Origin of the sequence: Micromonospora sp. NPDC005174 (assembly GCF_040608495.1) — a bacterium.
Classification (GTDB): domain Bacteria; phylum Actinomycetota; class Actinomycetes; order Mycobacteriales; family Micromonosporaceae; genus Micromonospora.
In genome coordinates this window covers 311,617-338,268 of sequence record NZ_JBEXIJ010000003.1, presented here as the reverse complement: position 1 = coordinate 338,268, position 26,652 = coordinate 311,617, and the positions used below count along the sequence as shown (strand labels likewise).

Annotated in this window: 30 protein-coding genes; 16 read left to right on the top strand and 14 right to left on the bottom strand. The window is 72.9% G+C overall.

Annotated elements, in window-relative coordinates:
* Positions 1-95 precede the first annotated feature (95 nt).
* Both ABZU91_RS06150 and ABZU91_RS06145 read left to right on the top strand, forming a co-directional pair.
* Positions 96-1,103 carry a hypothetical protein gene (locus tag ABZU91_RS06150; RefSeq protein WP_355234634.1) on the top strand — a complete coding sequence of 336 codons (1,008 nt, stop codon included), beginning with the start codon at positions 96-98 and terminating at the stop codon, positions 1,101-1,103.
* Positions 1,104-1,134: 31 nt separating this feature from the next.
* Positions 1,135-2,070, top strand: a complete 936-nt coding sequence (locus tag ABZU91_RS06145) for a DUF2332 domain-containing protein (protein ID WP_355234631.1) — start codon at positions 1,135-1,137, stop codon at positions 2,068-2,070.
* Here ABZU91_RS06145 and ABZU91_RS06140 read toward each other — a convergent pair.
* The gene (locus tag ABZU91_RS06140) at positions 2,046-3,005 is read right to left on the bottom strand and encodes a MerR family transcriptional regulator (RefSeq protein WP_355234628.1); all 960 of its coding nucleotides are present in this window, start codon (positions 3,003-3,005) and stop codon (positions 2,046-2,048) included. The two genes, ABZU91_RS06145 and ABZU91_RS06140, sit on opposite strands and share 25 nt — an antisense overlap.
* 60 nt (positions 3,006-3,065) lie before the next feature.
* On the opposite strand from ABZU91_RS06140, the gene ABZU91_RS06135 reads away from it, so the two are divergent.
* Together ABZU91_RS06135 and ABZU91_RS06130 are read left to right on the top strand one after the other, a co-directional pair.
* The gene (locus ABZU91_RS06135) at positions 3,066-3,320 is read left to right on the top strand and encodes a DUF5522 domain-containing protein (protein WP_355234625.1); all 255 of its coding nucleotides are present in this window, start codon (positions 3,066-3,068) and stop codon (positions 3,318-3,320) included.
* A gap of 88 nt (positions 3,321-3,408) precedes the next feature.
* The gene (locus ABZU91_RS06130; protein ID WP_355234622.1) at positions 3,409-3,957 is read left to right on the top strand and encodes a hypothetical protein; all 549 of its coding nucleotides are present in this window, start codon (positions 3,409-3,411) and stop codon (positions 3,955-3,957) included.
* 13 nt (positions 3,958-3,970) lie between these two features.
* Here the strand turns inward: ABZU91_RS06130 and ABZU91_RS06125 are convergent, their stop codons facing one another.
* Positions 3,971-4,660, bottom strand: a complete 690-nt coding sequence (locus ABZU91_RS06125) for a metal-dependent transcriptional regulator (protein WP_355234619.1) — start codon at positions 4,658-4,660, stop codon at positions 3,971-3,973.
* A gap of 100 nt (positions 4,661-4,760) precedes the next feature.
* On the opposite strand from ABZU91_RS06125, the gene ABZU91_RS06120 reads away from it, so the two are divergent.
* The 3 genes from ABZU91_RS06120 to ABZU91_RS06110 are packed head-to-tail and all read left to right on the top strand — an operon-like array spanning position 4,761 to position 9,423.
* Entirely contained in the window at positions 4,761-5,615 is an 855-nt protein-coding gene (locus ABZU91_RS06120; protein ID WP_355234616.1) for a sulfurtransferase, read from the top strand.
* A 54-nt stretch (positions 5,616-5,669) separates the two neighbouring features.
* Positions 5,670-6,851, top strand: coding sequence for an acetoin utilization protein AcuC (locus ABZU91_RS06115; RefSeq protein WP_355234613.1), 1,182 nt, complete (start codon positions 5,670-5,672; stop codon positions 6,849-6,851).
* 16 nt (positions 6,852-6,867) lie between these two features.
* Entirely contained in the window at positions 6,868-9,423 is a 2,556-nt protein-coding gene (locus tag ABZU91_RS06110; protein WP_355234610.1) for a GNAT family N-acetyltransferase, read from the top strand.
* A 12-nt stretch (positions 9,424-9,435) separates the two neighbouring features.
* Here ABZU91_RS06110 and ABZU91_RS06105 read toward each other — a convergent pair whose 3' ends face one another.
* From ABZU91_RS06105 to ABZU91_RS06090, 4 genes are all read right to left on the bottom strand, one after another.
* On the bottom strand, positions 9,436-9,843 hold the full coding sequence (locus ABZU91_RS06105) for a VOC family protein (RefSeq protein WP_355234607.1): 408 nt from the start codon (positions 9,841-9,843) through the stop codon (positions 9,436-9,438).
* Positions 9,844-9,932: 89 nt separating this feature from the next.
* Positions 9,933-10,925: an RNA polymerase sigma factor SigB gene (gene sigB, locus ABZU91_RS06100; RefSeq protein ID WP_355234823.1), complete on the bottom strand. Its 993-nt coding sequence runs from the start codon at positions 10,923-10,925 to the stop codon at positions 9,933-9,935.
* A gap of 357 nt (positions 10,926-11,282) precedes the next feature.
* Entirely contained in the window at positions 11,283-11,705 is a 423-nt protein-coding gene (gene dtd / locus ABZU91_RS06095; RefSeq protein WP_355234604.1) for a D-aminoacyl-tRNA deacylase, read from the bottom strand.
* 90 nt (positions 11,706-11,795) lie between these two features.
* Entirely contained in the window at positions 11,796-13,280 is a 1,485-nt protein-coding gene (locus tag ABZU91_RS06090; protein ID WP_355234601.1) for a methyltransferase, read from the bottom strand.
* Positions 13,281-13,376: 96 nt separating this feature from the next.
* Here ABZU91_RS06090 and ABZU91_RS06085 point away from each other — a divergent pair, with 96 nt between their 5' ends.
* The gene (locus ABZU91_RS06085) at positions 13,377-13,961 is read left to right on the top strand and encodes an HhH-GPD-type base excision DNA repair protein (protein WP_355234820.1); all 585 of its coding nucleotides are present in this window, start codon (positions 13,377-13,379) and stop codon (positions 13,959-13,961) included.
* Positions 13,962-13,964: 3 nt separating this feature from the next.
* On the opposite strand, the gene ABZU91_RS06080 is transcribed toward ABZU91_RS06085, so the two are convergent.
* Positions 13,965-14,294: a hypothetical protein gene (locus ABZU91_RS06080; RefSeq protein ID WP_355053271.1), complete on the bottom strand. Its 330-nt coding sequence runs from the start codon at positions 14,292-14,294 to the stop codon at positions 13,965-13,967.
* On the bottom strand, positions 14,291-14,578 hold the full coding sequence (locus tag ABZU91_RS06075; protein WP_124771959.1) for a hypothetical protein: 288 nt from the start codon (positions 14,576-14,578) through the stop codon (positions 14,291-14,293). The genes ABZU91_RS06080 and ABZU91_RS06075 overlap by 4 nt, the downstream gene beginning before the upstream one ends.
* 104 nt (positions 14,579-14,682) lie before the next feature.
* On the opposite strand from ABZU91_RS06075, the gene ABZU91_RS06070 reads away from it, so the two are divergent.
* Positions 14,683-15,042 (top strand): DUF3099 domain-containing protein, encoded by a 360-nt coding sequence (locus ABZU91_RS06070; RefSeq protein ID WP_355234597.1) that lies wholly within the window; start codon positions 14,683-14,685, stop codon positions 15,040-15,042.
* Between the two features lie 30 nt (positions 15,043-15,072).
* On the opposite strand, the gene ABZU91_RS06065 is transcribed toward ABZU91_RS06070, so the two are convergent.
* Together ABZU91_RS06065 and ABZU91_RS06060 are read right to left on the bottom strand one after the other, a co-directional pair.
* A complete protein-coding gene (locus ABZU91_RS06065; protein WP_355234594.1) occupies positions 15,073-15,975 on the bottom strand; it encodes a PfkB family carbohydrate kinase in 903 nt (300 codons plus the stop codon).
* On the bottom strand, positions 15,972-16,907 hold the full coding sequence (locus ABZU91_RS06060; RefSeq protein ID WP_355234591.1) for a pseudouridine-5'-phosphate glycosidase: 936 nt from the start codon (positions 16,905-16,907) through the stop codon (positions 15,972-15,974). The genes ABZU91_RS06065 and ABZU91_RS06060 overlap by 4 nt, the downstream gene beginning before the upstream one ends.
* Positions 16,908-16,995: 88 nt before the next feature.
* Here ABZU91_RS06060 and ABZU91_RS06055 point away from each other — a divergent pair, with 88 nt between their 5' ends.
* The 3 genes from ABZU91_RS06055 to ABZU91_RS06045 all read left to right on the top strand — a co-directional run bounded on the left by ABZU91_RS06055 (position 16,996) and on the right by ABZU91_RS06045 (position 19,810).
* Entirely contained in the window at positions 16,996-17,214 is a 219-nt protein-coding gene (locus tag ABZU91_RS06055) for a DUF3039 domain-containing protein (protein ID WP_007456912.1), read from the top strand.
* A 40-nt stretch (positions 17,215-17,254) separates the two neighbouring features.
* Positions 17,255-17,896, top strand: a complete 642-nt coding sequence (locus ABZU91_RS06050; RefSeq protein WP_355234588.1) for a trimeric intracellular cation channel family protein — start codon at positions 17,255-17,257, stop codon at positions 17,894-17,896.
* Between the two features lie 180 nt (positions 17,897-18,076).
* Entirely contained in the window at positions 18,077-19,810 is a 1,734-nt protein-coding gene (locus ABZU91_RS06045; RefSeq protein WP_355234585.1) for a DEAD/DEAH box helicase, read from the top strand.
* Between the two features lie 231 nt (positions 19,811-20,041).
* On the opposite strand, the gene ABZU91_RS06040 is transcribed toward ABZU91_RS06045, so the two are convergent.
* Together ABZU91_RS06040 and ABZU91_RS06035 are read right to left on the bottom strand one after the other, a co-directional pair.
* Complete coding sequence (locus ABZU91_RS06040; RefSeq protein WP_355234582.1) at positions 20,042-20,275, bottom strand: hypothetical protein; 234 nt, start codon at positions 20,273-20,275, stop codon at positions 20,042-20,044.
* Between the two features lie 245 nt (positions 20,276-20,520).
* The gene (locus ABZU91_RS06035; RefSeq protein ID WP_355234579.1) at positions 20,521-22,143 is read right to left on the bottom strand and encodes an RNA polymerase sigma factor; all 1,623 of its coding nucleotides are present in this window, start codon (positions 22,141-22,143) and stop codon (positions 20,521-20,523) included.
* Between the two features lie 290 nt (positions 22,144-22,433).
* Here ABZU91_RS06035 and ABZU91_RS06030 point away from each other — a divergent pair, with 290 nt between their 5' ends.
* The gene (locus ABZU91_RS06030) at positions 22,434-23,255 is read left to right on the top strand and encodes an inositol monophosphatase family protein (RefSeq protein ID WP_355234818.1); all 822 of its coding nucleotides are present in this window, start codon (positions 22,434-22,436) and stop codon (positions 23,253-23,255) included.
* A gap of 31 nt (positions 23,256-23,286) precedes the next feature.
* On the opposite strand, the gene ABZU91_RS06025 is transcribed toward ABZU91_RS06030, so the two are convergent.
* A complete protein-coding gene (locus ABZU91_RS06025) occupies positions 23,287-23,805 on the bottom strand; it encodes a LytR C-terminal domain-containing protein (protein WP_355234815.1) in 519 nt (172 codons plus the stop codon).
* A 435-nt stretch (positions 23,806-24,240) separates the two neighbouring features.
* On the opposite strand from ABZU91_RS06025, the gene ABZU91_RS06020 reads away from it, so the two are divergent.
* Together ABZU91_RS06020 and ABZU91_RS06015 are read left to right on the top strand one after the other, a co-directional pair.
* Positions 24,241-24,537, top strand: coding sequence for a DUF4193 domain-containing protein (locus ABZU91_RS06020; RefSeq protein WP_007075406.1), 297 nt, complete (start codon positions 24,241-24,243; stop codon positions 24,535-24,537).
* 121 nt (positions 24,538-24,658) lie between these two features.
* Positions 24,659-25,456, top strand: coding sequence for a hypothetical protein (locus tag ABZU91_RS06015; protein ID WP_355234576.1), 798 nt, complete (start codon positions 24,659-24,661; stop codon positions 25,454-25,456).
* Between the two features lie 19 nt (positions 25,457-25,475).
* Here ABZU91_RS06015 and ABZU91_RS06010 read toward each other — a convergent pair whose 3' ends face one another.
* Positions 25,476-26,003 (bottom strand): DUF3093 domain-containing protein, encoded by a 528-nt coding sequence (locus ABZU91_RS06010; protein ID WP_355234573.1) that lies wholly within the window; start codon positions 26,001-26,003, stop codon positions 25,476-25,478.
* Between the two features lie 91 nt (positions 26,004-26,094).
* Between ABZU91_RS06010 and dut the strand changes: the two genes are divergently transcribed.
* Positions 26,095-26,631 (top strand): dUTP diphosphatase, encoded by a 537-nt coding sequence (dut, locus tag ABZU91_RS06005; RefSeq protein WP_355234570.1) that lies wholly within the window; start codon positions 26,095-26,097, stop codon positions 26,629-26,631.
* Positions 26,632-26,652: the final 21 nt, after the last annotated feature.

Genomic DNA, 26,652 nt, shown 5'->3' with positions numbered 1-26,652 from the left:
CGGCACGACGTTCCCTCCGTGGCGGGATACTGACGGCCGGCAACCGGGAGAGGATCGCCGGAGCCGGATCGGTCGCAGCGGAGGGCGGGCCAGTGATGAGGGGGCCAGTCGGCGCAGCGGGGGAGCAGACCGAGTGGGGAATCGGCCGGCGGTGGATCGTCGTCGGCAAGGTGGCGGGCTACTCGGCGGCGCTGGCCATGTCCCTGTACCTGCTGGTCAAGGTCATCTGGATCGTTGTCGGGCTGCTCGGGAACGGGCCGGACGACATGGGAACCGCCGCCTGGGTGGTGCTCAACGCGGTCACCGTGGGGATGTCCGCGATCGGGGTCACCGTCGCGCTGGCGCTGACCCAGAACTGGGGCAGGCGTCTCCCGGCGCGACCGCTGATCTTCTTCGCCTGGGTGGGCGGCGGCTTCCTGGTGCCGATGCTTCCGTACCTGGTGATCAGTGGCATTCTCACGGCCCTGAGGGGTGGCGATCCGGCACCGGCGGGGGAGGGTTTCCTCATCGGGTTCGGCTTCCTGGGGATGGCGGCGGGACTGGCCGTGGCACTACCGATCTATCTGCGGCAACGGTGGCCGGTCGCCTTTCAGGGACGGCTGGAAGATCGTCCGGGCCGCCCGTCATGGTTCCCGCTGCTGGCGGTGGCGGTGACTGTCGCGCTGGGTCTGCTCTGGTTGTCCTGGGCGGTGGGCGGCACGCTGGGCATCACGCCCGCGCATCGTGCCGGTGGTGGGGATCTCAACGACCGTCTCCTCGACGGCAGCGCGGGGTTGTGGGCGCTGGTGGGCGGGTGGAGCGTCTGGGCGTTCGACCACCATCGCCCGGCGCGGCTGCCGCGCTGGGTTCCGATGTCGCTCGCGTTCACCGCGTCGGGGTCGCTGTTCGCCTGGGGGTGCTGGAAGCTCCCGATGGCCATCATCCGGCCGGCGGGTTACGTGGCCGTCGACTATCCCGCCGTGGCCGTCGTCCAGCACACGCTGAGCATCGTCGTGGGTGCCGCCATGCTGGCCACCGTCCTGTCCGCCGCGCTGGACCGGAGGCAGGTCGCCGACGATGATGGCCGCCGACAAGGCTGGACGGGCGGAGAGCCGCGGGGCTGAAAAGCCGGGAGATCGTTGCGACGATCAAGGCATGACAACCACCGAGGCGTACGTCGAGTTCGCGCGCCGCGAGGCACACGGAATCTCACCGACGTACGAGCGGCTGTCGTACGCCGTCGCGGACGACCACGACCTGCTCGCCCTGCTCGACACCCTCCCGCCGGCCAAGCGCCAGCCGAACCTGCTGTACGGCGTGGTCCGTTGGCTGGGCGGGCCGGTCGAGGACCTGGCCGCTTTCCACGACTACGTGCTGACGCGCTGGCCGGTCATCGAAACCGAGCTGAAGCGCAGGGCGACCCAGACGAACGAAGCCGGCCGGTGCGCGGTGCTGCTGCCGGTGCTCGCCGCGCTGCCGCAGCCCCTCGCCCTGCTGGAAGTCGGGGCGTCCGCCGGGCTCTGCCTGTATCCCGACCGGTACGCCTACCGGTACGGCGAGCACCAGGTTGGCGACGGAGCGCCCGTCCTGGAGTGCGCGGCCAGCGGATTGGTGCCGCCTGAGCGCGTACCCCAGGTGGTGTGGCGGGCTGGCCTCGACCTGAACCCGCTCGACGTGACCGACCCCGACGACGTGTCCTGGTTGGACGCCCTGATCTGGCCGGAGCACGCGCACCGCCGCGCCCGGCTGCGCGCGGCGGCGGCGGTCGCCGCCGCCGACCCGCCGCTGCTGGTCCGGGGTGACCTGGTGGACGACCTGCCGGCTCTGGTGGCCCGCGCGCCGGCCGACGCGACGCTCGTCATCTTCCACACGTCCGTGCTCTACCAGGTGCCCGCCGCGCGCCGGGACGCGTTCGTGCGGCTGGTCGGTGAGCTGCCCGGCCACTGGATCGCGAACGAAGCCCCGGAGGTGCTGGCCTACGCCGGATTGCCCGATTCGCCGGACGCGGCGCTGCACAACGTCCTCGCGCTCGACGGGCGGCCGCTGGCCTGGACCCGGGGCCATGGTCAGGCGATGACCTGGTTCGGCTGAGAGCGGGCCTCTGCCGGCATCCGGGCGCGCAGCGCTCGGATGAACCAGTCGACGGCCGGCGCGACCGCGCCTCCGCCCGACCAGCCGTTGATCACCGAGAGCAGGTCGAGGTAGCGGTCCCGACGGGGGTCGTTGGCCAGGACGAGCCGGTCCAGCAGCCGCCGGCGCAGGTCGGCGTCGTCGGGGAGGCCGCGCAGGCGGGCGTACCGGCTGGTGACCGCCGCGACCACCGGCTCGGCCTCGCCGCCGGTTGGATCGAGACCGGCGGCGAGTGCGCCCGCCACCCCGTCCCGGACCACGGCGACGGCGTCCGGGCGGGGGAGGCCGGGCACGTCGTTGTCGGCGGCGTGCTGGCGAGCGAGCCGCCGCATGCTTGCCCGGAAGGCGGGGTCCCGGCACAGCTCGGCCAGCTCCACCCACGCCTGCACCTGCTCGGCGGTGGGATCCTCGGGCAGCTCCGGCGTCATCGAGACGAGCACACCCGGGTACGTCGGCGGGTCGCCGGTGAAGACGCTGGCCAGGAAGTCGTCCACCAGTTGCGACCGTTCGCGGGCGGTGAGCCGGGCCAACCGGTGCAGGTCGTCCACCTCGGCCGGGCCGGCCCCGCGCCTCGCCGCGACGGTCAGCACGGCCTGGCGCAACCGCAGCACGCGGATCTGCGCCGCCAGCGCCTGTGCGTGCGTGGCGGCCACGTCGCGCAGGGGCACCTCGCGGTCCACCACCCGACGGATGGACGTCAGATCCACGCCCAGGTCGCGCAGCGTCCGGACCAGTTCCAGTCGGGCGACCGCCTCGGCGTCGAACAGGCGATAGCCGGCCGGGCTCCGGTCCGCTGGCGGCACGATGCCATGGTCGGCGTAGTACCGGATGGTCCTGACGCTCAGGCCCGTCCGCTGGGCCAGCTCGCCGATCGTGTGCCACGTCTCGCCACTCATGCCGTCACCCTCGCGCCTCCACCTGGTGGAGACTCAAGCAGGCCTCCTAGACTTTCGCGGGTGAGCGGAGAACGACGCCCCCTGGCCGGCCGGCCGCTCACCGAGCCGCACCCGTCCCGCCTGCCGCCCGAGCATCCCGACCGGGCCCGGATCATCGCCGCGCACGACGCCGCGTTGGCCGCCGGAGAGGCCGGCTACCTCGACCCGGCGACGGGTCTGTTCGTGCTCAGCGCCGCCTTCCTGGCCCGTCGGGGCACGTGCTGCGGGCGTGGTTGCCGGCACTGCCCGTACGTGGACGATCCACCCTCGGAATGAGGACTTCCGCCCGACCCGGACACCCCGTACGGTTTCCGACGGACATCCGGCGGGGCCCTTCCGCCGTCGGTCGGCGAGAGGGTGGAGCGTGCGCGGGCGGATCGTGGTCGCCGGGCTGGCGGGCCTGCTGGTGAGCGGCTGTGCCGCCGAGGCCGAGCCGGTGGCGCTGCCACCACCGGCGCCGGTCGCCCTGGACGTGTCGGCGGCCTCGTCGGGCGGCGCGTGCCGGCTGCTGGACTTCGCGGTGATCGAGCAGGTCGTCAAGGCGCGCTTCGACGTGGCGGCGGCCAGCGAGCGGGATGACACGCACACCTGCGTGGTCCGGGCCGAGCGCGCGGCGCTGCCGGAGCTGACGCTCAGTGTGTCGGAGACCACGATCGACAAGACCACCTTCGGCGCGGACGTGGTGCCCGCCAAAGCGACGAAGGTCACCGGGCTGGGCCAGCAGGCGTACCGGCGTACGACCGCCGCGTCCGGCGGCCACGGGCCGGTGGCCGAGGTCGGCTGGCTGGCCACCGACGGACGCCTCGCCATCCTGACCTGGACCGGTGCGCGGAATGCCGAGCGGACAGCCGCGGACAAGGTGGCCGGAGACCTGATCGCGTTGGCGAAGAAGGTGGACACGCGGGCGTTGTGACGCCCGCGGGTGGTCAGTTGGCGGCGACGAAGACCCGGGACGCGACCTCGCGCGGCAGCCGTACCCGGTCGCCGGAGCGGTCGATCGACACGCCGTCGCGCTCCTGGGCCACGGTCACCGTGGCGCCCGGGTCGACGCCAGCGGCGTGCAGCTGGCGCAGCACGTCGGAGTCGGTCTGCACGCTCTCGCAGATCCGGCGGACCACGACCGGCCCGGAGAGCCCGGGAAAGGCCAGGTTGCGCTCACCCTCGCCGGGCTCGCTGGTCTCGGGCCCGGGGGAGCCCAGTTCCTCAAGGCCGGGGATCGGGTTGCCGTACGGCGAGCGGGTCGGCCTGTTGAGCAGGTCGTACACCCGCTTCTCGACGGCGTCGCTCATCACGTGCTCCCAGCGGCAGGCCTCCTCGTGGGCCTCCTCGTAGGGCATCCCGATGACGTTGACCAGCAGCAGTTCGGCGAGGCGGTGCTTGCGCATCACGGAGACGGCGGTGCCGCGGCCCAGCGCGGTGAGCGTCAGGTGCCGGTCGCCCTCCACGGTGAGCAGGCCGTCGCGCTCCATCCGGGCCACGGTCTGGCTGACGGTGGGGCCGCTCTGCTTGAGGCGCTCTGCGATGCGGGCGCGCAGCGGCGGCACGCCCTCCTCCTCCAGCTCGAGGATCGTGCGCAGGTACATCTCGGTCGTGTCGACCAGATCGTGAGACTTCATAAGGTAAGCGGCCCTCCGATGCACGATGCTACCCCGCCACACGGCGAGCGACCTTCGACGAACCGCACCGCGAAGACCCGGATGGTGTTGGATGGTCGCCATGTCCGGTACCGAGGAGCTGCTCGTCGAGGTCGACCGGCTCGCCGCCGAACTCGACCATGCCGACCCGCCCACCCTGCTCGACGTCCGCTGGCGGCTCACCGGTCCGCCCGGCCGCGACGACTACCTGGCCGGCCACCTGCCCGGCGCGGTCTTCGTCGACCTGGACACCGCGCTGTGCGGGCCGCCCGGCGTCGGCGGTCGGCACCCGCTGCCCGACCCGGGCGCGCTGCGGGGGGCGCTGCGGGCCGCCGGCGTCCGCGTCGGTCACCCCGTGGTGGTGTACGACGGCGGTGACGGCCTGGCCGCCGCGCGCGCCTGGTGGACGTTGCGGTGGGCCGGGCACCGGCCGGTGCGCGTGTTGCACGGAGGGTTCCCGGCCTGGGTCGCGGCCGGGCGACAGGTCTCCACCGAGGCGCCCACCCCGAGCCCCGGCGACGTCGAGGTGCACCCCGGTGATCTTCCGGTGCTCGACGCCGGGCAGGCAGCCGCCCTGGCCTCCGCCGACGACGCGGTGCTGCTCGACGTGCGGGCCGCGCCCCGGTACCGGGGCGAGGTCGAGCCGATCGACCCGGTCGCCGGTCACGTGCCCGGTGCGGCGAACCTGCCCGCCGGCGAGTACGTGGACGCCGACGGGCGCTTCCCGGCGGCCGAGGTGCTGCGGGAGCGGTTCGCCGCGGTCGGCTTGGGCGGGGCTCGGCAGGTCGGGGCGTACTGCGGCTCCGGCGTGACCGCCGCGCAGGCGGTCCTCGCGCTGCACCTGGCTGGCCGAGGAGACGCCGCGCTCTACGTGGGTTCGTGGAGCAACTGGGTCGCCGACGAGTCCCGGCCGGTCGCCACCGGATCGACACCCTAGCGCTGACCAGCGCGTGCGATGGGCCGACGACGGTCCTCGTGCGACGATGGGCTCATGTCCGACGACACGGTGGTGGTGTGGGACTCCTCGCTGCTCGCCTACAACCTCGGTGACCATCCGCTCGACCCGGTGCGGGTGGAGCTGACCATCGCGCTCGCCCAGGAGTTGGGCGTCCTGGCCCGTCCCGGCGTGCGCGTGGTCAAGCCGGAGCCCGCCGACGACGCGCTGCTGACCCGCGTGCACGACCCCGCCTACCTGGCCGCCGTGCGGGCCGCGCCGCGTGACCCGCTGTTCGCCGGGTACGGGCTGGGCACCTCCGACAACCCGGTCTTCGAGGGGATGCACGAGTCCAGCGCGTTGATCGCGGGCGCGACGGTGGCCGCGGCCGAGGCGGTCTGGCGGGGGGACGCCCGCCGGGCGGTGAACGTGGCGGGTGGCCTGCACCACGCGCTGCCCGCCCGGGCGTCCGGCTTCTGCGTCTACAACGACCCCGCGGTGGCCATCGCCCGGCTGCTCGACCTGGGGGCGGAGCGGATCGCGTACGTCGACGTGGACGTGCACCACGGCGACGGTGTGCAGGACATCTTCTGGGACGACCCGCGGGTGCTCACGGTCAGCCTGCACGAGACGCCTCTCGCGCTCTTTCCCGGCACCGGGTTCCCCGACGAGACCGGCGGGCCGGAGGCCCAGGGCAGCGCGGTGAACATGCCGCTGCCACCGGGCGTGGACGACTCCGGCTGGCTGCGGGCGTTCCACGCGATCGTGCCGTCGGTGCTGCGCGCGTTCCGGCCGCAGGTGCTCGTCACCCAGTGCGGCGCGGACGGGCACCGGCTCGATCCGCTTGCCGACCTGAACCTGACTGTGGACGGGCAGCGCGCCACCTACCTGGCGCTGCGAGCGCTCGCCGACGAGTTGTGCGAGGGCCGCTGGGTCGCCACCGGCGGCGGCGGGTACGCGCTGGTCGAGGCGGTGCCCCGGGCGTGGACGCATCTGCTGGCCGTGGCGACCGGCGACCCGATCGACCCGGCGACGCTCACCCCCCTCGCGTGGCGGGAGTTGGCGGCGGCCCGTCGACCGGGCCGGGAGATCCCGCTGCGGATGACCGACGACGGCGACCCGTCGTACGAGCCGTGGCAGCCGACGGGCGAGCCGAACGCGGTGGACCGCGCCATCGCGGCGACCCGCAAGACCGTCTTCCCGCTGCTCGGGCTCGACCCGTACGACCCGCGGGACTGAGCCGGGCCGTTCTAGGGTGACGAGCGTGGACCAGCCCGCCGACGTGCTGCTCAGCGACGGCAGCACCGTCCAGTTACGGCAGATCGACCCGGCGGACGCGCCGGGCATCGTGGCGATGCACAGCCGCTTCTCCGAGCGCACCCGCTACCTGCGGTACTTCTCGCCGTACCCGCGCATCCCGGAACGGGACCTGATCCGTTTCGTCACTGTCGACCACCACGACCGGGAGGCGTTCGTGGTGCTGGCCGCCGACCAGATCGTCGCGGTCGGCCGGTACGAGCGGCTCGGCCCGCAGGCGCCGGAGGCGGAGGTGGCCTTCGTGGTGGAGGACGCCTTCCAGGGGCGGGGCATCGGTTCGGTGCTGATGGAGCACCTGGCCGACGCGGCCCGGCGCAACGGCATCATGAGCTTCGTCGCCGAGGTGCTGCCGGCCAACGGGACGATGCTGCGGGTCTTCGCCGACTTCGGCTACCAGGTCCAGCGCGCGTACGCCGACGGTGTGGTGCACCTGAGCTTCCCGATCGCCCCGACCGAGGCCACCCTCGAGGTGCAGCGCGGCCGGGAACACCGCACCGAGGCGCGCTCGATCGCCCGGCTGCTCGCCCCGCGTGGCATCGCCGTCTACGGCGCCAGCGCCACCGGCCAGGGCGTCGGCGCGGCGGTGCTCGGCCATCTGCGCGACGGCGGTTTCACCGGCGCGGTGGTGCCGGTGCACCCGAGCGCGTCGACGGTGGCCGGGCTGCCCGCGTACCCCTCGGCTGTCGACGCCCAGGTGCCGGTGGACCTGGCGGTGGTGGCGGTCCCACCGGAGGCGGCGACCGCGGTGGTCGCCGACGCGGCCGCCGCCGGGGTACACGGCCTCGTCGTGATCTCGGCCGGCTTCGCCGAAGCCGGCGGCGAGGGCGCGGCCACGCAGCGGTCGCTGGTCCGCGCGGCGCACGCCGCCGGCATGCGCGTGGTCGGCCCGAACTGTCTGGGCGTGGCCAACACCGATCCGACGGTACGCCTCAACGCCACGCTCGCGCCCGCGCTGCCGCCGGCCGGTCGGGTCGGCATCTTCAGCCAGTCCGGCGCGTTCGGGGTGGCTCTGCTCGCCGAGGCGGACCGGCGTGGCCTCGGCCTGTCCAGCTTCGTCTCGGCCGGCAACCGGGCCGACGTCTCCGGCAACGACCTGCTCCAGTACTGGCAGGACGACCCCGGCACCGACGTGATCATGCTGTATCTGGAGACGTTCGGTAACCCGCGCAAGTTCGCCCGGCTGGCCCGGCGCATCGGTCGTGCCAAACCGGTGGTGGCGCTCGCCTCGCCGGCCCGCCCGCCCGGGGTCGGCGACACCGCCGGCCCGGACGCGGTGGCGGTGGCGGCGCTCTTCGCCCAGTCCGGAGTGATCCGGGTGGACACCGTGGCGGAACTGCTCGACGTGGGGGTACTGCTGGCCAACCAGCCGCTGCCCGCCGGTGGTCGCGTCGGCGTCGTCGGCAACTCGTCGGCGTTGACCGGGCTGGCGGCGACGGCCTGCGTCGGGCAGGGGCTGACCGTGGCCGACGGCTATCCACGCGACGTCGGGCCGAGCGCCGGCGCCGCCGAGTTCGCGGCCGCCCTCGCCGAGACGGCCGGCGACGAGCGGGTGGACGCCCTCGTCGTGGTCTTCGCCCCGCCGCTGCCCGGTCAACGCACCGATGTGGACGCCGACGTCACCGCGGCGCTGCCCGCAGCCCTCGCCCTGGGCAAGCCGACAGTGGCGACGTTCCTGGTCGGCCGGCTGCCCGCCGGTGTGCCCGCGTACGGCGGGGTGGAGGAGGCTGTCCGCGCCCTCGCCCGGGTGCACAGGTACGCGCAGTGGTTGGGTCGACCGCCCGGCGGAACACCCGAGCTGCCCCGGATCGACCGGGACGCCGCGCAGGCCGCGCTGCGCGCCGACCCCGTCGACACGGGAGCGCTGCTGGCCGCGTACGGCATCGAGACCGTGCCGTCGGTGCCCGCGGACACGGTCGGCGCGGCGGTCGAAGCAGCGGCTCGGCTGGGTTTCCCGGTGGCGCTCAAGGCCGCCGATCCCGGGCTGCGGCACCGGCTGGACCTGGGCGCGGTCCGCCTCGACCTCCGCGACGAGGCGAGCGTCCGTCGCGCGTACACCGAGATGGCCGCCGGCTTCGGCGCGGACGTGCTGGTGCAGCCGATGGTCCCGCCCGGGGTCGCCTGTGTGGTGGAGCTGGTGGAAGATCCGGCGTTCGGGCCGGTGGTCGGCTTCGGACTCGGCGGAGTCGCCACCGAGCTGCTGGGGGATCGGGCCTGGCGGTCGGTGCCGCTCACCGACACCGACGCCGCCGAACTGGTCGACGAGCCCCGCGCGGCCCCCCTGTTGCGGGGGCACCGGGGCGCGGCTCCGGTGGACCGGGCGGCCCTGGCCGACCTGCTGTTGCGGGTCGGCCAGCTCGCCGACGAACAGCCCCGGGTGCGCTCGTTGACCCTGAACCCGGTGCTCGCCCGCCCGGACGGCATCTCGGTCCTGCACGCCCAGGTGCGCATCGGTGGCGTGGCCGCCCGCCCGGACACCGGCCCCCGACGTCTCTGACGGGTGCGCCGGTCAGGCGCGGCTGGAGATCTGCTGCACGCCCCAGGTGTTGCCGTCCGGGTCGGCGAAGAAGACGAAGCCGACATTGTCCAGCGGGTCGGGCACCGGTCGGGGGTTGACACCCACCACCTGGATCTCGCCGACCTGCACGCCCCGCTCGACCAACTCGGCGTGGGCCCGCTTGAGGTCGGGCACCACAAGTTGCAGTCCCCTGAGCGACCCCGGTGGCATCTGCGGGACGACGCCCTTGCCGATCACGATCGAGCAGCCGGAGCCGGGTGGGGTCAGCTGCACGATCCGCGCGTCGTCGCTGATCACGGTGTCGTGGTCGACGGTGAAGCCGAGCTGGTCGGCGTAGAACGATTTCGCCCGGTCCACGTCCGACACGGGCACGATCACGACTTCCAATGTCCAGTTCACGGGTGCCTCTCGTCGGGGGTCCAGTCAACCACTGCGGCAAGGGGGAAGGCCCCGGCGAACCGCCAGGGCCTTCCACAACGTGGGGCGCGTCAGCATGCGTACGCCTCCAGGCGCTGCGCCCGCTCCGGCGCCCGCAGCTTCAGCAGCGTCACCTTCTCGATCTGCCGGATGCGCTCGCGGGACAGGCCGAACTCCCGGCCGACCTCGTCCAGCGTGCGCTGCCGGCCGTCGTCCAGCCCGAACCGGAGCCGGATGACCGCCTGCTCCCGCTGCGACAGCGTGGAGAGCACGATGCTCACCTCGTTGCGCAGCTCGCCCTGCGCGGCCCCCTCGCCCAGGTCGGTGCGCGGGTCCACCGCGGCCACGAAGTCGCCGAGGGCGCTCTCCCCGTCGTCGCCGACGGCCTGGTCCAGGCTGACCGGCTCCCGGTCGTACGAGATGAGTTCGATGACCTGGAACTCGGGGATCTCCAGAGCCCGGGCGACCTCGGCGACGGTAGGCTCGCGGCCCAGCGTCACCGCCAGCTCGCGACGGGCCCGGACCATCCGGTTGACCTGCTCGACCATGTGCACCGGGATACGGATGGTGCGGGCCTGGTCGGCCATGGCGCGGGTGATGGCCTGCCGGATCCACCAGGTGGCGTACGTGGAGAACTTGTAGCCCTTGGCGTAGTCGAACTTCTCCACCGCGCGGATGAGACCGAGGTTGCCCTCCTGGATCAGGTCGAGGAAGGCCATCCCGCGTCCGGTGTAGCGCTTGGCGATGCTGACCACCAGCCGCAGATTCGCCTCCAGCAGGTGGTCCTTGGCGGCGCGACCCTCGACGACGATCAGCTCCAGGTCGGCCCGCAGCTCCTCGGAGACCGGAGTGCAGGTGGCGAGCTTCTCCTCGGCGAACAGTCCGGCCTCGACCCGCCGGGCCAGCTCGACCTCCTGCGCGGCCGTCAGCAGCTTCGTCCGGCCGATGCCGTTGAGGTACGCCCGGACCAGGTCGGTGGAGATGCCGCGCTCGTCGGTGGCGTCCAGGTCGGTGAGGGCGTCGGTCTCGGTGCTGCTGGCCGGGCGCGTCCGGTGTTCCGTCATCTGCAGGACCATCTCTGTCTCCCCGTATCCACGTCTGTGCCGTGTCTCCGGCCCAGTAGTGCCGGTGTGAGACACAGCTTGGCGGGCGAGACGTGAAACGGGAGTGAGCTGATCGCGGACCCGACAGCAATCCCGCAGGATCGTCACAAAAAAGTGTCACCAGAGCGCTTGCCCCACCCCCCACCCCACCCCGCCCCGCCCCCACCCTGCCCCGCCCCCCCGGCCCGCCCCGCCCCCGCCCCGCCCCGCGCCGGCCGGAATGCGTTGATCATGAAGTTATTGCCCCGACACGCCGGCCGGGCAGGCAATAACTTCATGATCAACGGGGTCTAGTGGGGGTGGGGGTGGGGGTGGGGGTTAGAGGTCTAGGAGGATTGTTTTGGGACCTATGTTGGTGCTGGTCACCAGCATGTGGGTGCGGAAGCGGCCGGTCTCGACCTTTGCGCCGCGGTCGCGCAGTGCTTCCACCACCGCCGTTACCAGGGGTTCGGCGACCTCGGCGGGGGCGGCTGCCGTCCAGCTTGGACGGCGTCCCTTGCGGGCGTCGCCGTAGAGGGTGAACTGGCTGACCACCAGGATCGGCGCCCCGACGTCGGCGGCGGACCGCTCGTCGTCCAGGATCCGCAGCTCGTGCACCTTGCGGGCCATCGTCCGAGCGGTCTCGGCCGTGTCCGTGTGCGTCACCCCGAGCAGCACCAGCAGGCCGTTCTCGATCGCGCCGACCACCTCGTCGTCCACCGTCACGCTGGCCTGCCCGACGGTCTGCACCACCGCCCGCATCAGCGCACCACCGCCCGCATCAGCGCTCCACCGCCACGGCCGGCGTCAGCACCGCGCAAGTGGACGTGAGCACCGCGCGGACCGGCGGCATCACGCGGTCACCGGCTCGATGAAGCCGCGTTCCACCAGGTGCGCGACGATCGGGCCGGCAGCCTCGGCCATCTCGTCGGGCTCGACGTCGTGGGCCGCCGCGAGCAGGGCGAGCTGGTCGCGCAGTGGCAGGCGGCCGTCCGCGCCGCCGACCAGTGCCAGCACGAGCGGGTCGATCTCCTCGGTCCAGCGCAGGCCGTCCGGCATCGCCAGAGCCTGCCGGTCCACCGCCCAACCCTCGTCGCCCATGGTGGCCTCCTGGCGGAGCTGGAGGCCGGCGGCGGCCCGGTAGCGCTCCGCGAGCAACGCTTCGGTGTCGCGTACCCGCAGGAAGTCCTGGCGGTCGAACCAGGCACCGATCTGGTCGCCCAGCGGCGGCTGGACCTGCTGGCGCAGGTCCTCCACGCGGACCACCGGATCGGCGTGGCCGCCGCGGCGCAGCGACACGATCCCGAAGCCGACCGCCTCGATCTTGTGTTGGTCGAACCAGTCCAGCCAGACAGCCGCCCGCCGCGGGTCGGCGCCCTCACCGACGTCGGTGAGCCAGAGGTCGACGTACGCCATCGGGTCGGCCACCTCGCGTTGGATCACCCAGGCGTCCAGGCCGGTGCCGGCGAACCAGCCGGCCACCCGCTCGTCCCACTCCTCGCCGGCGACGTGCACCCAGTTCGCCAGGTACTGCATGGTGCCGCCCTCGGTGAGCAGGCCGGGGGCGGCGGCGGCCAGTTCGGCGGCGATGGCGTCACCCACGCGACCCGAGTCGCGGTAGACGTGCGTGGTGGTGCCCGGGCCCACCACGAACGGCGGGTTGCTCACCACCAGGTCGAACCGCCGGCCGGCCACCGGCGCGACCATGTCGCCGCGCAGCAGCTCCCAGTCCTGGCCGTTGAGGGCGGCGTTGGTGGCGGCGAAGCGTAGGGCCCGCTCGGAGAGGTCCGTGGCGGTCACCGTGTCGGCATGGGTGGCCAGGTGCAGGGCCTGGACGCCGGAGCCGGTGCCCAGGTCCAGTGCGGCACCGACCGGCCGGCGTACGGTCGCCCCGATCAGGGTGTGGGTGGCGCCGCCGATGCCGAGCACGTGCTCGGCGTGCAGGGGTCGGCCCGGTCGGGCGGAGGCCGGCACGTCGGCGAGTACCCACCAGTCGTCGCCGTACGGTTCCAGGTCGACTCCGGCGCGCAGACCGTCGCCGTGCCGCTCGACGAGCCCGCCGGCCAGTGCGTCCGCCACGCCCAGCGGGGCCAGCGCGGCGGCGACGTTCGCCTCCGACTCGGTCTGGTCGCAGATGAACACCCGGATCAGCGTGGCGAGGGGATCGCGGTCCTCGGTGGCGCGCAGCGCGGCCCGATAGTCGTTGCGCCCGACCGAGGCGGTGGCCTGTGGGCCGAGCCGTTCGGCGATGCCGTTGCTGGTGAACCCGGCCCGGGTCAGCGCGGTCCGCAGCGCGTCGACGCCGGCGGGGGAGAGCAGCATGTCGTGTTCGTCCACCCCGACATCCTGCCCCGCGTCGCGTCCCCGGGTCGGCGGCACCCGCCGGTAGACGTCGGAGCGTCGGTGTCCGGCCGGGTCGGTGCGCGGGGCAGGATGGTGGCCATGACGCTCGTGCTCCCCATCGACCCCGAGGCCAACCGGCTGCTGGAGCGCAGCCCGCTGGCCCTGCTCATCGGCATGACCCTGGACCAACAGGTGCCGATGGAGAAGGCGTTCTCCTCGCCGTACGTGCTGGCGCAGCGGCTGGGCCACGACCTGGACGCGGCCGAGTTGGCCGGCTACGACACCGAGGCGCTGGTCGCGCTCTTCGCCCAGCCGCCGGCGCTGCACCGGTTCCCGAAGGCGATGGCGGCCCGGGTGCAGGAGGTCTGCCGGGCGCTGGTGGAGCGCTACGACGGCGACGCGGCGCTGCTGTGGTCGGACGTCGCCGACGGGCCGGAGCTGCTGCGCCGGGTCGCCGCGCTGCCCGGCTTCGGCAAGCAGAAGGCGCAGATCTTCGTGGCGCTGCTGGGCAAGCGTTTCGGGGTGACCCCGCAGGACTGGCGGACGGCGGCCGGCGGGTACGGCGATCCCGGCGCGTACCGGTCGGTGGCCGACGTCACCGACGCCGACTCGCTGCGCCGGGTGCGGGATTACAAGCAGCAGATGAAGGCGGCGGCGAAGGCCGAGAAGGGCTGACGCTCAGGCGGCGGTGGGGTGCGCCAGGGAGGCCAGCGCGCGCCGGACGTCGGCCAGCGAGACGGTGGCCGAGTCGTCCAGGTCGGCGAGGCCGGCCTCGATCCACTGCCGCATGAGCGTGGTGACGCCGATGCCCCGGGCGTCGGCGGCGGCGCGGACCCGCTCGTAGGTCTCCAGCGGCAGCCGGACCGACCGGCTCACCATGGGCACGTCGGTGTCGGGTGTCGGCAGGTCCACCGCCGGGCTCTCGTCGATCAGCTCGGCGAGCCGGTCGTCGCCGCTGTGGAACTGCTTCGTCGCGTCGTTGCGGTGCATCGTCACGGCTCCCCTCATCGGCGATCCCTCCGCACGGCCTCGTCGTAGCGCTTGGACTCGACGTCGCTCAGCTCGCGGGCGGAGAGGATGTCCCAGTCGTTGTCGGTGCCATCGGCCTCGGCGAGCAGCACCGCCAGGCGGCGACCCCGGCGGGCGGCGGCGTAGACCACCATCACGTCGTCGCCCAGGTGGCGGATGACCCGTCGTGCGCTGTGCAACGCCTCCCAGACTTCCCCGGGCGTGACGTCGTAGACCCTCAGGTTGGCCAACGCCTCGTCGGTGAAGCTGAACCTGCTGCCCACGACGCGCAGCGTACCACGCGCGTAACACGTACCGGGATGAGTCGATTTTCGCTGATCACGGCTTCGTGGTGACAGGATGGGGCGTAATCCCCTCGAGGAGGTCCATGGTGAAGCGTCAGGCGTACCAGCCGATTCTGATCACCGATGCCTCGCGCAGCCAGAACGATCAGCTCACCAGCCGTCAGCGCCGCTACGTCCTCATGATGGGCATCCGGGTGGCCTGCATCGTCGTCGGAGCGATCCTGGTCGGCGTGCAGGCTCCACTGCTCGGGCTCTGGCTGCCGCTGTGCGCCCTCGGCATGGTGCTCATCCCGTGGCTGGCCGTGCTGCTGGCCAACGACCGGCCACCCAAGGAGGAGCACCGGCTGGCCAACCGGTTCCACCCTCGGCAGCGGGACGACACCCCGCCGATGAGCCTCACCGCCGACGAGCGCCCGCACAAGGTCATCGACGTCGAGCCCTGACCCGCGCCGTGCGGGTCAGGGCTCGATCGGTCAGGCCGGTGGTCGGGCGCCGACGTTGGAGACGGCCAGCGCCCCCAACTCGGTCGCGCGGTCCAGGGCCGCGGTCGGGGTGGCCCCGCCGAGCCAGGCGGTCAGCAGGCCGGCCGCGAACGCGTCACCAGCTCCGGTGACGTCCACCACCGCCACCCGCCGGGCCGCCGCCACGCTGACCGTTGCCGTGCGTCCCTCGACCCAGACCGCGCCGGCCGCGCCACGTTTGACCACCACCCGCCGGGCCGTCGCCGACAACACCCGCCCCTGCGCCGCCGGGTCCAGACCGCCGGCCAGCACCGTGGCCTCGTCCGCGTTGACCAGGAGCAGGTCGACATCGCGTACCCAACCCAGGAAGGTCCGCGCGCCCTCCCGCCGCAGCGGCGCCGCGGAGGCCGCGTCGACGCTGGTGGTGAGCCCGCGCTCGCGGGCGGCGGCCAACGCCCGCAACCCCGCGTCGCGCGACGAGGCGTCCAACAGGGTGTACGCGGACAGGTGCAGATGCCCCGCGTCGGGCGCGGCCGCGACGGCCTTCTCGACGTGCTCGGCGCTCAACCGCAGGTTCGCTCCCCGCGACGTGACCATGGTCCGCTCGCCGTCGGCGGCCAGCACGATCACCGTTCCGGTGGGCGCGCCCGGCACCCGCTCGACGGCGCAGTCCACGCCCGCCCGGGTCAGCTCGGCCACCCGGTCGCGCCCCGCGTCGTCGTCGCCGACCGCGCCGACGAGCGTGACGGCGACCCCCTGCGCGGCCACCCAGGCGGCGGTGTTGGCCGCCTGACCGCCGCCGCCCAGGGTGATCTCGGCAGCGGTGTCCGTGCCGGCCGCGAGTGGACCGGAGAGCACCGCGACCACGTCGGTGATCACGTCTCCGACGACGACCACACGGGTCGGACGGGTCATGCCGGGACGGCGGAGGCGCGGGCTACCGCGGCTACCGCGATGCGGGCGGCCAGGTCGGCGTTGCGCAGGATGATCCGGACGTTCACCGTGAGGCTCGCGCCCTCGGTGGCCGAGTGGAAGTGCGCCAGCAGGTACGGCGTCACCGCCTTGCCGGTCACCCCGTCCCGTTCCAGCAGCGCCAGGCCCTCGGTCAGGGTCCGGTCGTGCAGCTCGGGGTCGAGCTGCTCGTCGACCGGTAGCGGGTTGGCGACGAGCAGGCCGCCGGTGTGCACGGCGTGCTCGTCCCGGGCGGCGAGCACGGCCGCGACCTCTTCCGGCGAGTCCACCGACCAGTCCAGGTCGAAGCCGGCGTCGGTGAGATAGAAGCCGGGGAACCGACGGGTGCGGTAACCGAGCACGGCGACCCCGAGGGTCTCGAGACGCTCCAGCGTCGCGCCCACGTCGAGGATCGACTTGACCCCGGCGCAGACCACGGTGATCGGCGTCTGGGCCAGGGTGACCAGGTCCGCCGACTCGTCGAAGGTGTGCGCCGCCTCCCGGTGCACACCGCCGAGCCCGCCGGTCGCGAACACGCCGATCCCGGCCGCGGCGGCGACCGCGCTGGTCGCGGCCACGGTGGTCGCGCCGTCCGCGCCGGTCGCCGCCGCCACGGCCAGGTCGCGCACGGAGAGCTTCGTCACACCATCGACGGTGGCGAGTCGGGTCAGCTGCGCGTCGTCCAGACCGACCACCAGCTCGCCGCCGATCATGCCGATCGTCGCCGGCACCGCCCCGGCGTCCCGGACCGCCTGCTCGATCTCCCGCGCCACCCGCAGGTTCTGTGGGCGAGGCAGGCCGTGCGAGACGATGGTGCTCTCCAGGGCGACGACCGGTCGGCCGTCGCGCAGGGCTTCGGCGACCTCGGTGCCGTAGCTGATGCGAAAGTCAGTCACACGGGCACCGTACGGGGTCCGGCCCCGGCCGGCCTCAAGTGGACCCGGCCGTGATGACCTGCCAAACTTGTCCGTTGGAGGTGCAGACGTGAGCACAGAGGTTCTCGAGCGTCCGGAGCTGAAGGACGCCGACACCGGTCCGGAAATGTTCCACTACGTCCGCAAGGAGAAGATCGCCGAGAGTGCCGTCATGGGCACCTTCGTCGTCGCCCTCTGCGGCGAGACCTTCCCGGTCACCAAGGCGGCCAAGCCGGGCTCCCCGGTCTGCCCCAAGTGCAAGGAGATCTACGACTCGTACCGCGAGTGAACGCGGTTCGGCCCTCCGGCCGGCGACGTAGCCTGCGGCGGTGACCACCTCCACCGCCCTGCTCCTCGCCGACCTGACCGGGGTCGCGGTGTTCGCCGCCTCCGGGGCCTCGGCCGCGGTGGCCAAACGGCTCGACCTCTTCGGCGTCGCGTTCGTCGGCTTCGTGGCCGCGCTCGGCGGCGGCATCTTGCGCGACCTGGTCATCGACGAGGTGCCGCCGCTGGCCTTCGCCGACTGGCGGTACGCCACGACCGCCGCGGTCACCGCGCTCGCCGTCTTCTGGCTGCACCCCCAACTCGCCCGGTTGCGCACCACAGTGCTGGTGCTCGACGCGGCGGGTCTCGCGCTGTTCACCGTCACCGGCACGCTCAAGGCGCTCGACGCCCGGGTGCCGGCCGTCGGCGCCTGCCTGATCGGCATGCTGACCGCGATCGGGGGCGGTCTCGGCCGGGACCTGCTGACCGCGGAGATCCCGGTGGTGCTGCGCCGGGAGATCTACGCGGTGGCGGCGCTGGCCGGCTCGGTCCTGGTGGTGCTGCTGTACGTCACCGGCCAGACCGGCCCGGTGCCGCTCACCGCCGCCGCCGTCCTGGTCTTCGGGCTGCGCCTGATCGCGCTGCGGCGACGCTGGTCCGCGCCGGTGGCGACGCTGCGGCCGCCACACAGCGGCGAACCGTGGTGAGAACCGCCGTGCCGAGGTGGCGGATGTGACAGGCGTGGCGTCGCCTGGGCCCACGGGCGCGCGCTGGTTATGCTGAGTCGGCCTTCGCGGCAGCTTCTGCGCGAGGGCGTTTTCATGGGCGGCGGTACTCGTGGCCCTCGCCCGGTGTCCGCCGTCGTGCGGTCGGAGAGGAGCTTTCGCGTGGCAGCCCGGACGCCGGTGCTCGAGACGTTCCCGGCACTGCGTGCGTGGCAGCGCAAAGCCCTGGTGGAGTACCTGCGCCGACGTACCGACGACTTCACCGCGGTCGCCACGCCGGGCGCCGGCAAGACCACCTTCGCCCTGCGCATCGCGGCCGAACTGCTCGCCGACGGGACCATCGAGGCGGTCACCGTTGTCGCGCCGACCGAGCACCTGAAGACCCAGTGGGCCGAGGCCGCGGCCCGGGTGGGCATCCAGCTCGACGCCGCGTTCCGCAACGCCGACGTGCACTCGGCCGCCGACTTCCACGGTGCGGTGATCACGTACGCCCAGGTGGGCATGGCGCCGCAGGTGCACCGTCGACGCACCATGATCCGTCGCACCCTGGTCATCCTCGACGAGATCCACCACGCCGGCGACTCCCGTACCTGGGGTGACGGGGTCAAGGCGGCCTTCGAGCCGGCCGTACGACGGCTGATGCTCACCGGGACGCCGTTCCGCTCCGACGACAACCCGATCCCGTTCGTCAGCTACGAGCGGGGCGGTGACGGGCTGCTGCGCTCCCACGCCGACTCGGTGTACGGCTACGCCGACGCGCTCCGCGACGGGGTCGTCCGGCCGGTGCTCTTCCTGGCGTACTCGGGGGAGACCCGGTGGCGCACCAACGCGGGGGACGAGTTGGCGGCACGCCTCGGCGAGCCGATGACCCAGGATCTGGTGGCGCAGGCGTGGCGTACCGCCCTGGACCCGGCGGGGGACTGGATGCCGCAGGTGCTGCGCGCCGCCGACGCCCGTCTCACCGTGCTGCGCAACGCCGGGATGCCCGACGCCGGTGGTCTGATCATCGCCACCGACCAGCAGACCGCCCGCTCGTACGCCAAGCTGATCGAGCAGGTGACCGGTGAGAAGGCCGCCGTGGTCCTCTCCGACGACCAGGGCGCGTCCGCGCGGATTGCGACGTTCGGGGCGTCCGACCAGCGGTGGCTGGTCGCGGTGCGGATGGTGTCCGAGGGCGTCGACATCCCCCGACTGGCGGTGGGTGTCTACGCCACCAGCGCCAGCACGCCGCTCTACTTCGCCCAGGCGATCGGCCGGTTCGTGCGGGCCCGCCGCCCCGGCGAGACCGCCTCGGTCTTCCTGCCCAGCGTGCCCCACCTGCTCGGGCTGGCCAGCGAGATGGAGAACGAGCGGGACCACGTCCTGGGCAAACCCAAGGACTCCGACGGCCTCGACGACGACCTGCTGGAACGCGCGCAGCGCGACGAGCAGGCCAGCGGGGAGTTGGAGAAGCGCTTCGCCGCCCTCTCCGCCACCGCCGAACTGGATCAGGTGATCTTCGACGGCGCATCCTTCGGGACCGCCGCCCAGGCCGGCACCCCCGAGGAGGAGGAATACCTCGGACTGCCCGGTCTGCTCACCGCCGACCAGGTTTCCCTACTGCTCACCAAGCGGCAGGCCGACCAACTCGCCGCCCAGCGGCGCCGTACCGCCGAGCGGGCCGCTCAGCCGGCCGCTGCGCCCTCGGCAGCGCCGCCGGTACCCATGAGCGCCGCCCAGCGCCGTGTGGCGCTCCGGCGCCAACTCAACGCTCTGGTGGCCGCCCGGCACCACCGCTCCGGCCAACCGCACGGCAAGATCCACGCCGAGCTGCGCCGGCTCTGTGGCGGACCGCCGAGCGCCCAGGCCACCATCGAGCAGCTCGAGGAACGCATCGCCACCATCCAGACCCTCTAGCCCCACGCGCCCCAGGGCCCCCGGGAGATCTTGGGGGCGGCGGGTTGGAGATCCGCACAACTTCGGGGATGTTGCTGCTTCCGGAGCACGGGGAGGCAGCGACATCCCCGAAGATGCGCGGATCTTGCCGGCCCCTCCGAGGGCAGGTGGGCGCGGCGCAGGCCGGGCAGGAAAAAGCCGACCGGAGGCACCCCGTGGGGTACCTCCGGTCGGCTATGTCGGTTTGCGGACTTAGTTCGCCATCAGATCGGCGCCACGCCAGCTGAACTCGGGGTCCGTCGCGAACCGAACGGTGATCTTCACGAGATCCTCCGCGTACTTGTTCGCGTGGTGCCCACAGAACACCAACTCGCTCCCACCCGAGAGAGTGATCCGGAGCTTGCCGGCAGCATTGCAGCGGTCGCACCGTTCATCGGCGGCTGGGGGAGCCACCGTCTCGGGCGGCGGCGTGAGGGTCGGGGTCATCGCCTTCCTCCTCTGGTCGTCACCGATGAACAATCTCTTCGGTCGTTGCTCACCTATCGTGCAACACCCGTGCTGGGCCTTGCCTTCCCTGTGTGCCCGCGGGGGACCGAGGTCACACCTGGCAGGGACAGTGTGCCGTGAACCCAGGGTGCCACGTCAACGATCACATTCGTGCATCCGGACGATCACCATCTGGCGTTGCACACCAGGTGGTCAAAACGACACGCTCGGTTGACGAAACAGGCTCAGTCCAGGTAATCCCGGAGAACCTGTGACCGCGACGGGTGCCGCAGCTTCGACATCGTCTTGGACTCGATCTGGCGGATCCGCTCCCGGGTCACCCCGTAGACCTGACCGATCTCGTCCAGCGTCCGCGGCTGACCGTCGGTCAGGCCGAAGCGCAGGCGTACGACGCCCGCCTCCCGCTCGGAGAGCGTCTGCAGCACCTGCTGGAGCTGGTCCTGCAGGAGCGAGAACGAGACGGCGTCGACGGCGACAACAGCCTCGGAGTCCTCGATGAAGTCACCGAGCTGGCTGTCACCCTCGTCACCGATGGTCTGGTCCAGCGAGATGGGCTCCCGAGCGTACTGCTGGATCTCCAGCACCTTCTCGGGTGTGATGTCCATCTCCTTGGCCAGCTCCTCGGGAGTGGGCTCGCGGCCCAGGTCCTGGAGCAGCTCACGCTGTATGCGGCCGAGCTTGTTGATGACCTCCACCATGTGCACCGGGATGCGGATGGTGCGGGCCTGGTCGGCCATGGCGCGGGTGATGGCCTGCCGGATCCACCAGGTGGCGTACGTGGAGAACTTGTAGCCCTTGGTGTAGTCGAACTTCTCGACCGCCCGGATGAGGCCGAGGTTGCCCTCCTGGATCAGGTCGAGGAAGGCCATGCCGCGCCCGGTGTACCGCTTGGCCAGGGACACGACGAGACGGAGGTTCGCCTCGAGCAGGTGGTTCTTGGCGCGCTCGCCGTCGCGGGAGATCCAGCCCAGGTCGCGGACCATCTCCCGGGCGAGCTTGTCCTCGCTCTCGTCGGCCGCGCGCAGCTGCTCGGCGGCGTAGAGCCCGGCCTCGATCCGCTTGGCCAGCTCCACCTCCTGCTCGGCGTTGAGCAGCGGGACCTTGCCGATCTGCTTCAGGTACGCCCGGACGGAGTCGGCGGAGGCCGTCAGCTCGGCGTCGCGCCGGGCCTGCTTGAGGGCCTCGGACTCCTCGTCGTCCCACTCGAAGTCGTTGTCGGTGGCCGACGCGGCGGCGTCCGTCTCGGCGGCCTGGGCCAGCTCGGCCGGCTCCTCCACCACCACGTCCTCGATGGTGGCGGCGAGTTCCTCCGGGTCGATCTCGCCGTCGGCGGCCTCGCCCTCACCCTTGGCCTTGCCGCCGGCCTTGACCGACTTGGCGCCGGCCGCCGCGGCGACCGTCGCCTTGGTCGCGCGGGTGGACTTCGTCGCCTTGGCCGGGGTGGCCGCGGCGGCGGCGACCTCGGCGGTGCTGCCGGCGGCCTTGCGGGCGGCCACCTTGCGGGGAGCCGGCGTCGACGGCGCGTCGTCGGAGGCGGGCGCCTGCTTCGGGGCGGGAGCGGCGGCCTTCTTGGTCGTCTTGGCGGTGGTGGCTCGGGACGCGGGGGTCGTCGAGCGAGCCGCGGCGACCCGGCGGCGGGTGCTCGCCGAGCCGTCCACCACCACGGTCACTCCCGCCTCGGAGAGCGCCCGCAGGATCTTCTTGGCCTGGGCCGGAGTCACCTCGGCGGTCTCGACGGTGCGCGCGAGCTGAGCCGACGTGAGCTGACCGCCAGCGCTCTGCGCGTGGGCGATCAGGGTGTCGGTGAGCGAGCGAACGTCGGCGCCGGGCTGGCGGGGTTCTGTCACGAATGACCTTCCGGAGGCGAAGAGCGGGCACGGCCGGGTCGTCCGGCATGGCGTGGGGCAGCCGGGCCGGGCGATGTGGTTGAGGAACCCCCGTGTCCCGGGCCGGCCGGTGTCTCGGCGGCCCGTGGCGCGTGGGCAGGGGTGAATTGTAACGCCGTCTGCGGCGATCATCCTGCGCCGCACGGCGTAACGGCGGCGGGACCGCCGATTCGACGTAGATGTGGACTTTGTAAGGATGATACTCGCGCATGGCCCGCAACGCCTCGGTCGTGCGGGAAGGGGACCCTGGAATGGACCGTTCGGCACCGCCTTCGCGGGAATTGTTGTCGATCGCGATCGAGGTGGCGCGGGACGCCGCGGCGACCGCGTACCGGATGCGGGTCGAGGGCGTCTCGGTGGCAGCGACCAAGAGCACGGTCACCGACGTGGTCACGGCCGCGGACCGGGCCGTCGAGCGGCAGGTCCTCGACGCGCTGCGCCGGCTCCGACCAGGGGACGCCGTCCTGGGCGAGGAGTACGGCACCAGCGACACCGGTCCGGTGGCGCCGGGCGGCGTGCGATGGATCGTCGACCCGATCGACGGCACCGTGAACTACCTCTACGGGTTGCCGTACAGCGCGGTGTCGCTGGCCGCCGAGGTGGACGGGGTGGTGGTCGCCGGCGTGGTGCGCAACGTGCACACCGGTGAGGAGTGGACCGCCACGGCCGGTGGCGGGGCGTGGCGCGACGGCGTCCGGCTGCGCTGTTCCGGGGAGACCGACCTGGGGCAGGCGCTGGTCGGCACCGGCTTCGGCTATGACGCCGGCCGGCGAGCCCACCAGGCGTCGGTGGTGGCCGGGCTGATCGCGTCGGTACGCGACATCCGCCGCCTCGGGGCCGCCGCCCTGGACCTCTGCATGGTGGCGGAGGGGCGACTGGACGCGTACTTCGAGAAGGGGCTGTCGGCCTGGGACCAGGCCGCCGGCGGGCTGGTCGCCGCCGAGGCGGGCGCGCGGGTCGCCGGCCTGGCCGGTCGCCCGGCCGGTCCGGACCTGGTCATCGCGGCCCCACCGGCCCTCTTCGCCGGGCTGCACGACCGGCTGGCCGCCCTGGACGCCTCCGGCGGCCCCTGACCCCGCAGGGCAGGAGCCGCCGGTCAGGCCGTCACTTCTTGGCGGCGGGGGACGGGCAGGAGCCGGCTGGCGCGACCGGCGGGCCCAGGTCACCGAGGGACTGGTTGACCTCGGTGGTGGTGGCGAGCTGCTGGAAGCCGTTGCCCAGCACGACGTCCACGGTGTCGTCGGTCCGCTTCTCGTCGTAGACCGGCTCGGCGTTGTTGAGGAAGTACGCCTTCAGCAGGTGGGCGGAGCTGACGCCCTTCGGGCCGAACTTCAGCACGGCGACGTCGTCGATGCCCTTGGGTGCGTTGCCGACCTTCTTGACCTGGAACTTGCGGTTGCGGAAGTCGTCGGCGACAGCGCCCGCCCGGCCCGGCTCGTCGGTCGCGTTCAACACGTTGATCTTGACGTCCTTGGGTTCGTGCAGGGTGACGTCGGCCAGCGGCCAACCGTCCGGGCAGCCGCCCGCGGCGCCGGCCTCGCCCTGGGTGTCACGGACGATCGCGGTGATCACGAACGCCAGCGCCAGGACCCCCAGCAGGCCGACGACGACGAGTGCTCGCACTCGCGCAAAACTCATCTGGGCGCTCCCGGGACTTCAGGTGGGTGGTGGCGGCCGCCAACGATCGCACTGACCGCCGGCCGTCGAATACGCCGCTGAGGTTAACGGTTGTCCGGCCGTCGCGTGGAAACAGTCCGACATGCCGGCGCGCCGACCGGGAACCGGGTACTACTACCCCTATCTTCGTGTCGCCTGAATCACATTGGGAACAACTTCGCGTGCGGGGGCGTACATCTCAGCCGCAAGGGCGGTATACATGCCTCGCCCAAGGGGGGGTAAGGTTCCGCGCTCGCAGGGGAGTGGCCCCAGCGGTCCCGACCCGTACGGTCCCGCGGGTCGGGTGCCCGACACAAGTGGTTGCCGGCCAGCGGAACCGAAACAGCGTCGTCCGGCGTTACAACCGGAAGCGACAACATCGATATGGGAGAGTGACATCCGATGGCCACCGACTACGACGCCCCGCGTCGCGACGAGGTCGACCTCGGCGAGGACAGCCTGGAAGAGCTCAAGGCCCGACGCGTCGACTCACAGTCGGGCGCGGTGGACGTCGACGAGGCCGAGGTCGCCGAGAGCTTCGAGCTGCCCGGTGCCGACCTGGCCGACGAGGAGCTCACTGTCAAGGTGCTACCGATGCAGCAGGACGAGTTCCGGTGCGCCCGCTGCTTCCTGGTCCACCATCGCAGCCAGCTGGCGGTCGAGCGCAACGGCGAGCTGATCTGCCGAGAGTGCGTCTGACACTCGCGACACCGGCGGCGGCCTCCTGATCGGGGCCGCCGCTACCGGTGTAGGCGTGCGACGCCGGTGGGTACCTGCTTGACTCGTAGCGGGTAAACCACAGCACCGGGAGGTTCCACCCATGAGCGATCGAGGCGACACCACCGACGGCGGCGCGGACGACCTCGGCGCTACCGTCGCGGCGTTGACCGAGGACGACATCGCGCCGGCCCGGCGACGCCAACTGCTCACCCGGATGGTGTCCCAGGCCCGCAGCCGGGGCATCTCCGACCTGTTCAAGCCCCGTGCCGCCGTGCGCTGGATGGTCGACACGGTGGCCGAGATAGCTCCGCACGTGCCGGTGCGGGACCTGGCCACGCTGCGCCGACACTTCCCCGGCCTGGACGACGCCGCCCTGGCCGAGCGACTGATCCGCAACGCCTCCCGCACCACGGCCGGGATCGGCGCGGCCGGCGGGGGAGTCGCCGCCGTCGAGTGGGCGGTCACGCCCACCCTGCTCACCGCGCCCGTGCTGCTCGCCGCCGAGACCGTCGCCGTCGTGGCGGTGGAGCTGAAGCTGATCGGCGAGCTGCACGAGATCCACGGCGTGGCGCTGCCCGACACCGGTGGCCAGCGGGCGGCGGCCCTGGTGCATGCCTGGGCCACTCAGCGCGGCGTCAACCCGATGGTGCCCGGCGTGGGCGTCGGCGCGGTGCTCGGCACCGCCGCCCGCAAGGAGATGCGGGACATGCTGCTGCGCCGTCTCGGGCGCAACCTCACCACCCTCGGACCGTTCCTCACCGGCGCGGCGGTGGCCAGCTTCCTCAACCGTCGGGCCACCCGGCAGATGGCCGACCAGCTCCAGACGGACCTGCGCCGTCGCGGCATCGCCCGCCCGGCGCCACCGACAGCCCTGCCCGGCCCGCCGACGGGCACCTGAGGCGGACCTCCGGCGTCGGTCAGCCCGGCTCGCCGGCCGTACGGTCGGTGGGTCGGGCGGCGTCCCGCGCGGTCAGCACCGCCTCGGCCAGCTCGACCGGATGCCTGCTGCTCACCACCCAGAACGGCGTGGGGTCGGCCGGGTCGTCGAGCACGACCTGCACGGCGCCGCCGACCCAGGGTCGCTGCACCACGAAGGCGAGCGGGTCCGCGCCGACCCCGAGCACCTCGCGGCGGCCGGACGAGTCCAACGGGACCACGTCGGCCACGAAGCGCGCCGGCAGCCGGGCGTCGTCCACCCGCAGCTCGCCGTCGACGACCGCCACCCGGATCCGACCCAGCCACCACAGCCCGACGGCGGTGACCGGGAGCAGCACCACGAAGGGCAGCCAGGCGCGGGCGCCGGGGCCGCCCATCCAGATCTCGACGGCCAGCAGCGCGGCGGCGACCAGCCCGGTCAGCCACAGCCACCAGGGCAGGTCCAGCCGTTCGGCGTACGCCGGACGGGCCGGGACCGGCGGCCGATCGGCAGACGGGGAGGGCGACATGCTCACTCCTGCGAGGGTACGGCGCACGGCGGGCCGGCCAACCGGCAGGATGGCAGGGTCACCGGAGACAACCGGACCGAAGAGGGGACCCGTGACCGACGTCGTACCCGTGCCCGTACGGCTGCTCGACACCGAGCTGCCGCTGCCCACGTACGCCCATCCTGGCGATGCCGGGGCCGACCTGGTGGCCGCCGCGGACGTGGAGCTGCCACCCGGCGGCCGGGCCCTGGTGCCCACCGGCGTCGCCGTCGCCCTGCCGGACGGGTACGTGGGCCTGGTCCACCCCCGGTCCGGCCTGGCGGCCAGGCTCGGCGTGACGGTGCTCAACGCGCCCGGTACGGTCGACGCCGGCTATCGGGGTGAGATCATGGTCAACCTGATCAACCATGATCGGGAAACGCCCGCGAAGATCTCCCGCGGCGACCGGATCGCCCAGCTCGTGGTCCAGCGGGTGGCGCGGGCGCGGTTCGAGCCGGTGGCCGAACTGCCCGGGTCCGCGCGCGGGACCGGCGGGCACGGCTCGACCGGCGGGCACGCTCAGCTGGTGCCGTCGCCGGTCGGCCAGGAGTGGGCCGACCAGCGACCGGACGAGCCGGGCCGCGGGCAGACGGAAGAGATGGCAGGGTGATTGTGAACAGCGGAGGGTGGG

Bases quoted from the DNA above. Each gene is read 5' to 3' on its own strand.
- ABZU91_RS06150 (WP_355234634.1), top strand. From the start codon at position 96: ATGAGGGGGCCAGTCGGCGCAGCGGGGGAGCAGACCGAGTGGGGAATC.
- ABZU91_RS06010 (WP_355234573.1), bottom strand. From the start codon at position 26,003: ATGTCGCCCTCCCCGTCTGCCGATCGGCCGCCGGTCCCGGCCCGTCCG.
- ABZU91_RS06120 (WP_355234616.1), top strand. From the start codon at position 4,761: ATGTCCGGTACCGAGGAGCTGCTCGTCGAGGTCGACCGGCTCGCCGCC.
- sigB (WP_355234823.1), bottom strand. From the start codon at position 10,925: ATGACGGAACACCGGACGCGCCCGGCCAGCAGCACCGAGACCGACGCC.
- ABZU91_RS06070 (WP_355234597.1), top strand. From the start codon at position 14,683: ATGGTGAAGCGTCAGGCGTACCAGCCGATTCTGATCACCGATGCCTCG.
- ABZU91_RS06015 (WP_355234576.1), top strand. From the start codon at position 24,659: ATGAGCGATCGAGGCGACACCACCGACGGCGGCGCGGACGACCTCGGC.
- ABZU91_RS06085 (WP_355234820.1), top strand. From the start codon at position 13,377: ATGGTGGCCATGACGCTCGTGCTCCCCATCGACCCCGAGGCCAACCGG.
- ABZU91_RS06030 (WP_355234818.1), top strand. From the start codon at position 22,434: ATGGACCGTTCGGCACCGCCTTCGCGGGAATTGTTGTCGATCGCGATC.
- ABZU91_RS06040 (WP_355234582.1), bottom strand. From the start codon at position 20,275: ATGACCCCGACCCTCACGCCGCCGCCCGAGACGGTGGCTCCCCCAGCC.
- ABZU91_RS06145 (WP_355234631.1), top strand. From the start codon at position 1,135: ATGACAACCACCGAGGCGTACGTCGAGTTCGCGCGCCGCGAGGCACAC.
- ABZU91_RS06125 (WP_355234619.1), bottom strand. From the start codon at position 4,660: ATGAAGTCTCACGATCTGGTCGACACGACCGAGATGTACCTGCGCACG.
- ABZU91_RS06080 (WP_355053271.1), bottom strand. From the start codon at position 14,294: ATGAGGGGAGCCGTGACGATGCACCGCAACGACGCGACGAAGCAGTTC.
- ABZU91_RS06065 (WP_355234594.1), bottom strand. From the start codon at position 15,975: ATGACCCGTCCGACCCGTGTGGTCGTCGTCGGAGACGTGATCACCGAC.
- ABZU91_RS06020 (WP_007075406.1), top strand. From the start codon at position 24,241: ATGGCCACCGACTACGACGCCCCGCGTCGCGACGAGGTCGACCTCGGC.
- ABZU91_RS06140 (WP_355234628.1), bottom strand. From the start codon at position 3,005: ATGAGTGGCGAGACGTGGCACACGATCGGCGAGCTGGCCCAGCGGACG.
- dtd (WP_355234604.1), bottom strand. From the start codon at position 11,705: ATGCGGGCGGTGGTGCAGACCGTCGGGCAGGCCAGCGTGACGGTGGAC.
- ABZU91_RS06115 (WP_355234613.1), top strand. From the start codon at position 5,670: ATGTCCGACGACACGGTGGTGGTGTGGGACTCCTCGCTGCTCGCCTAC.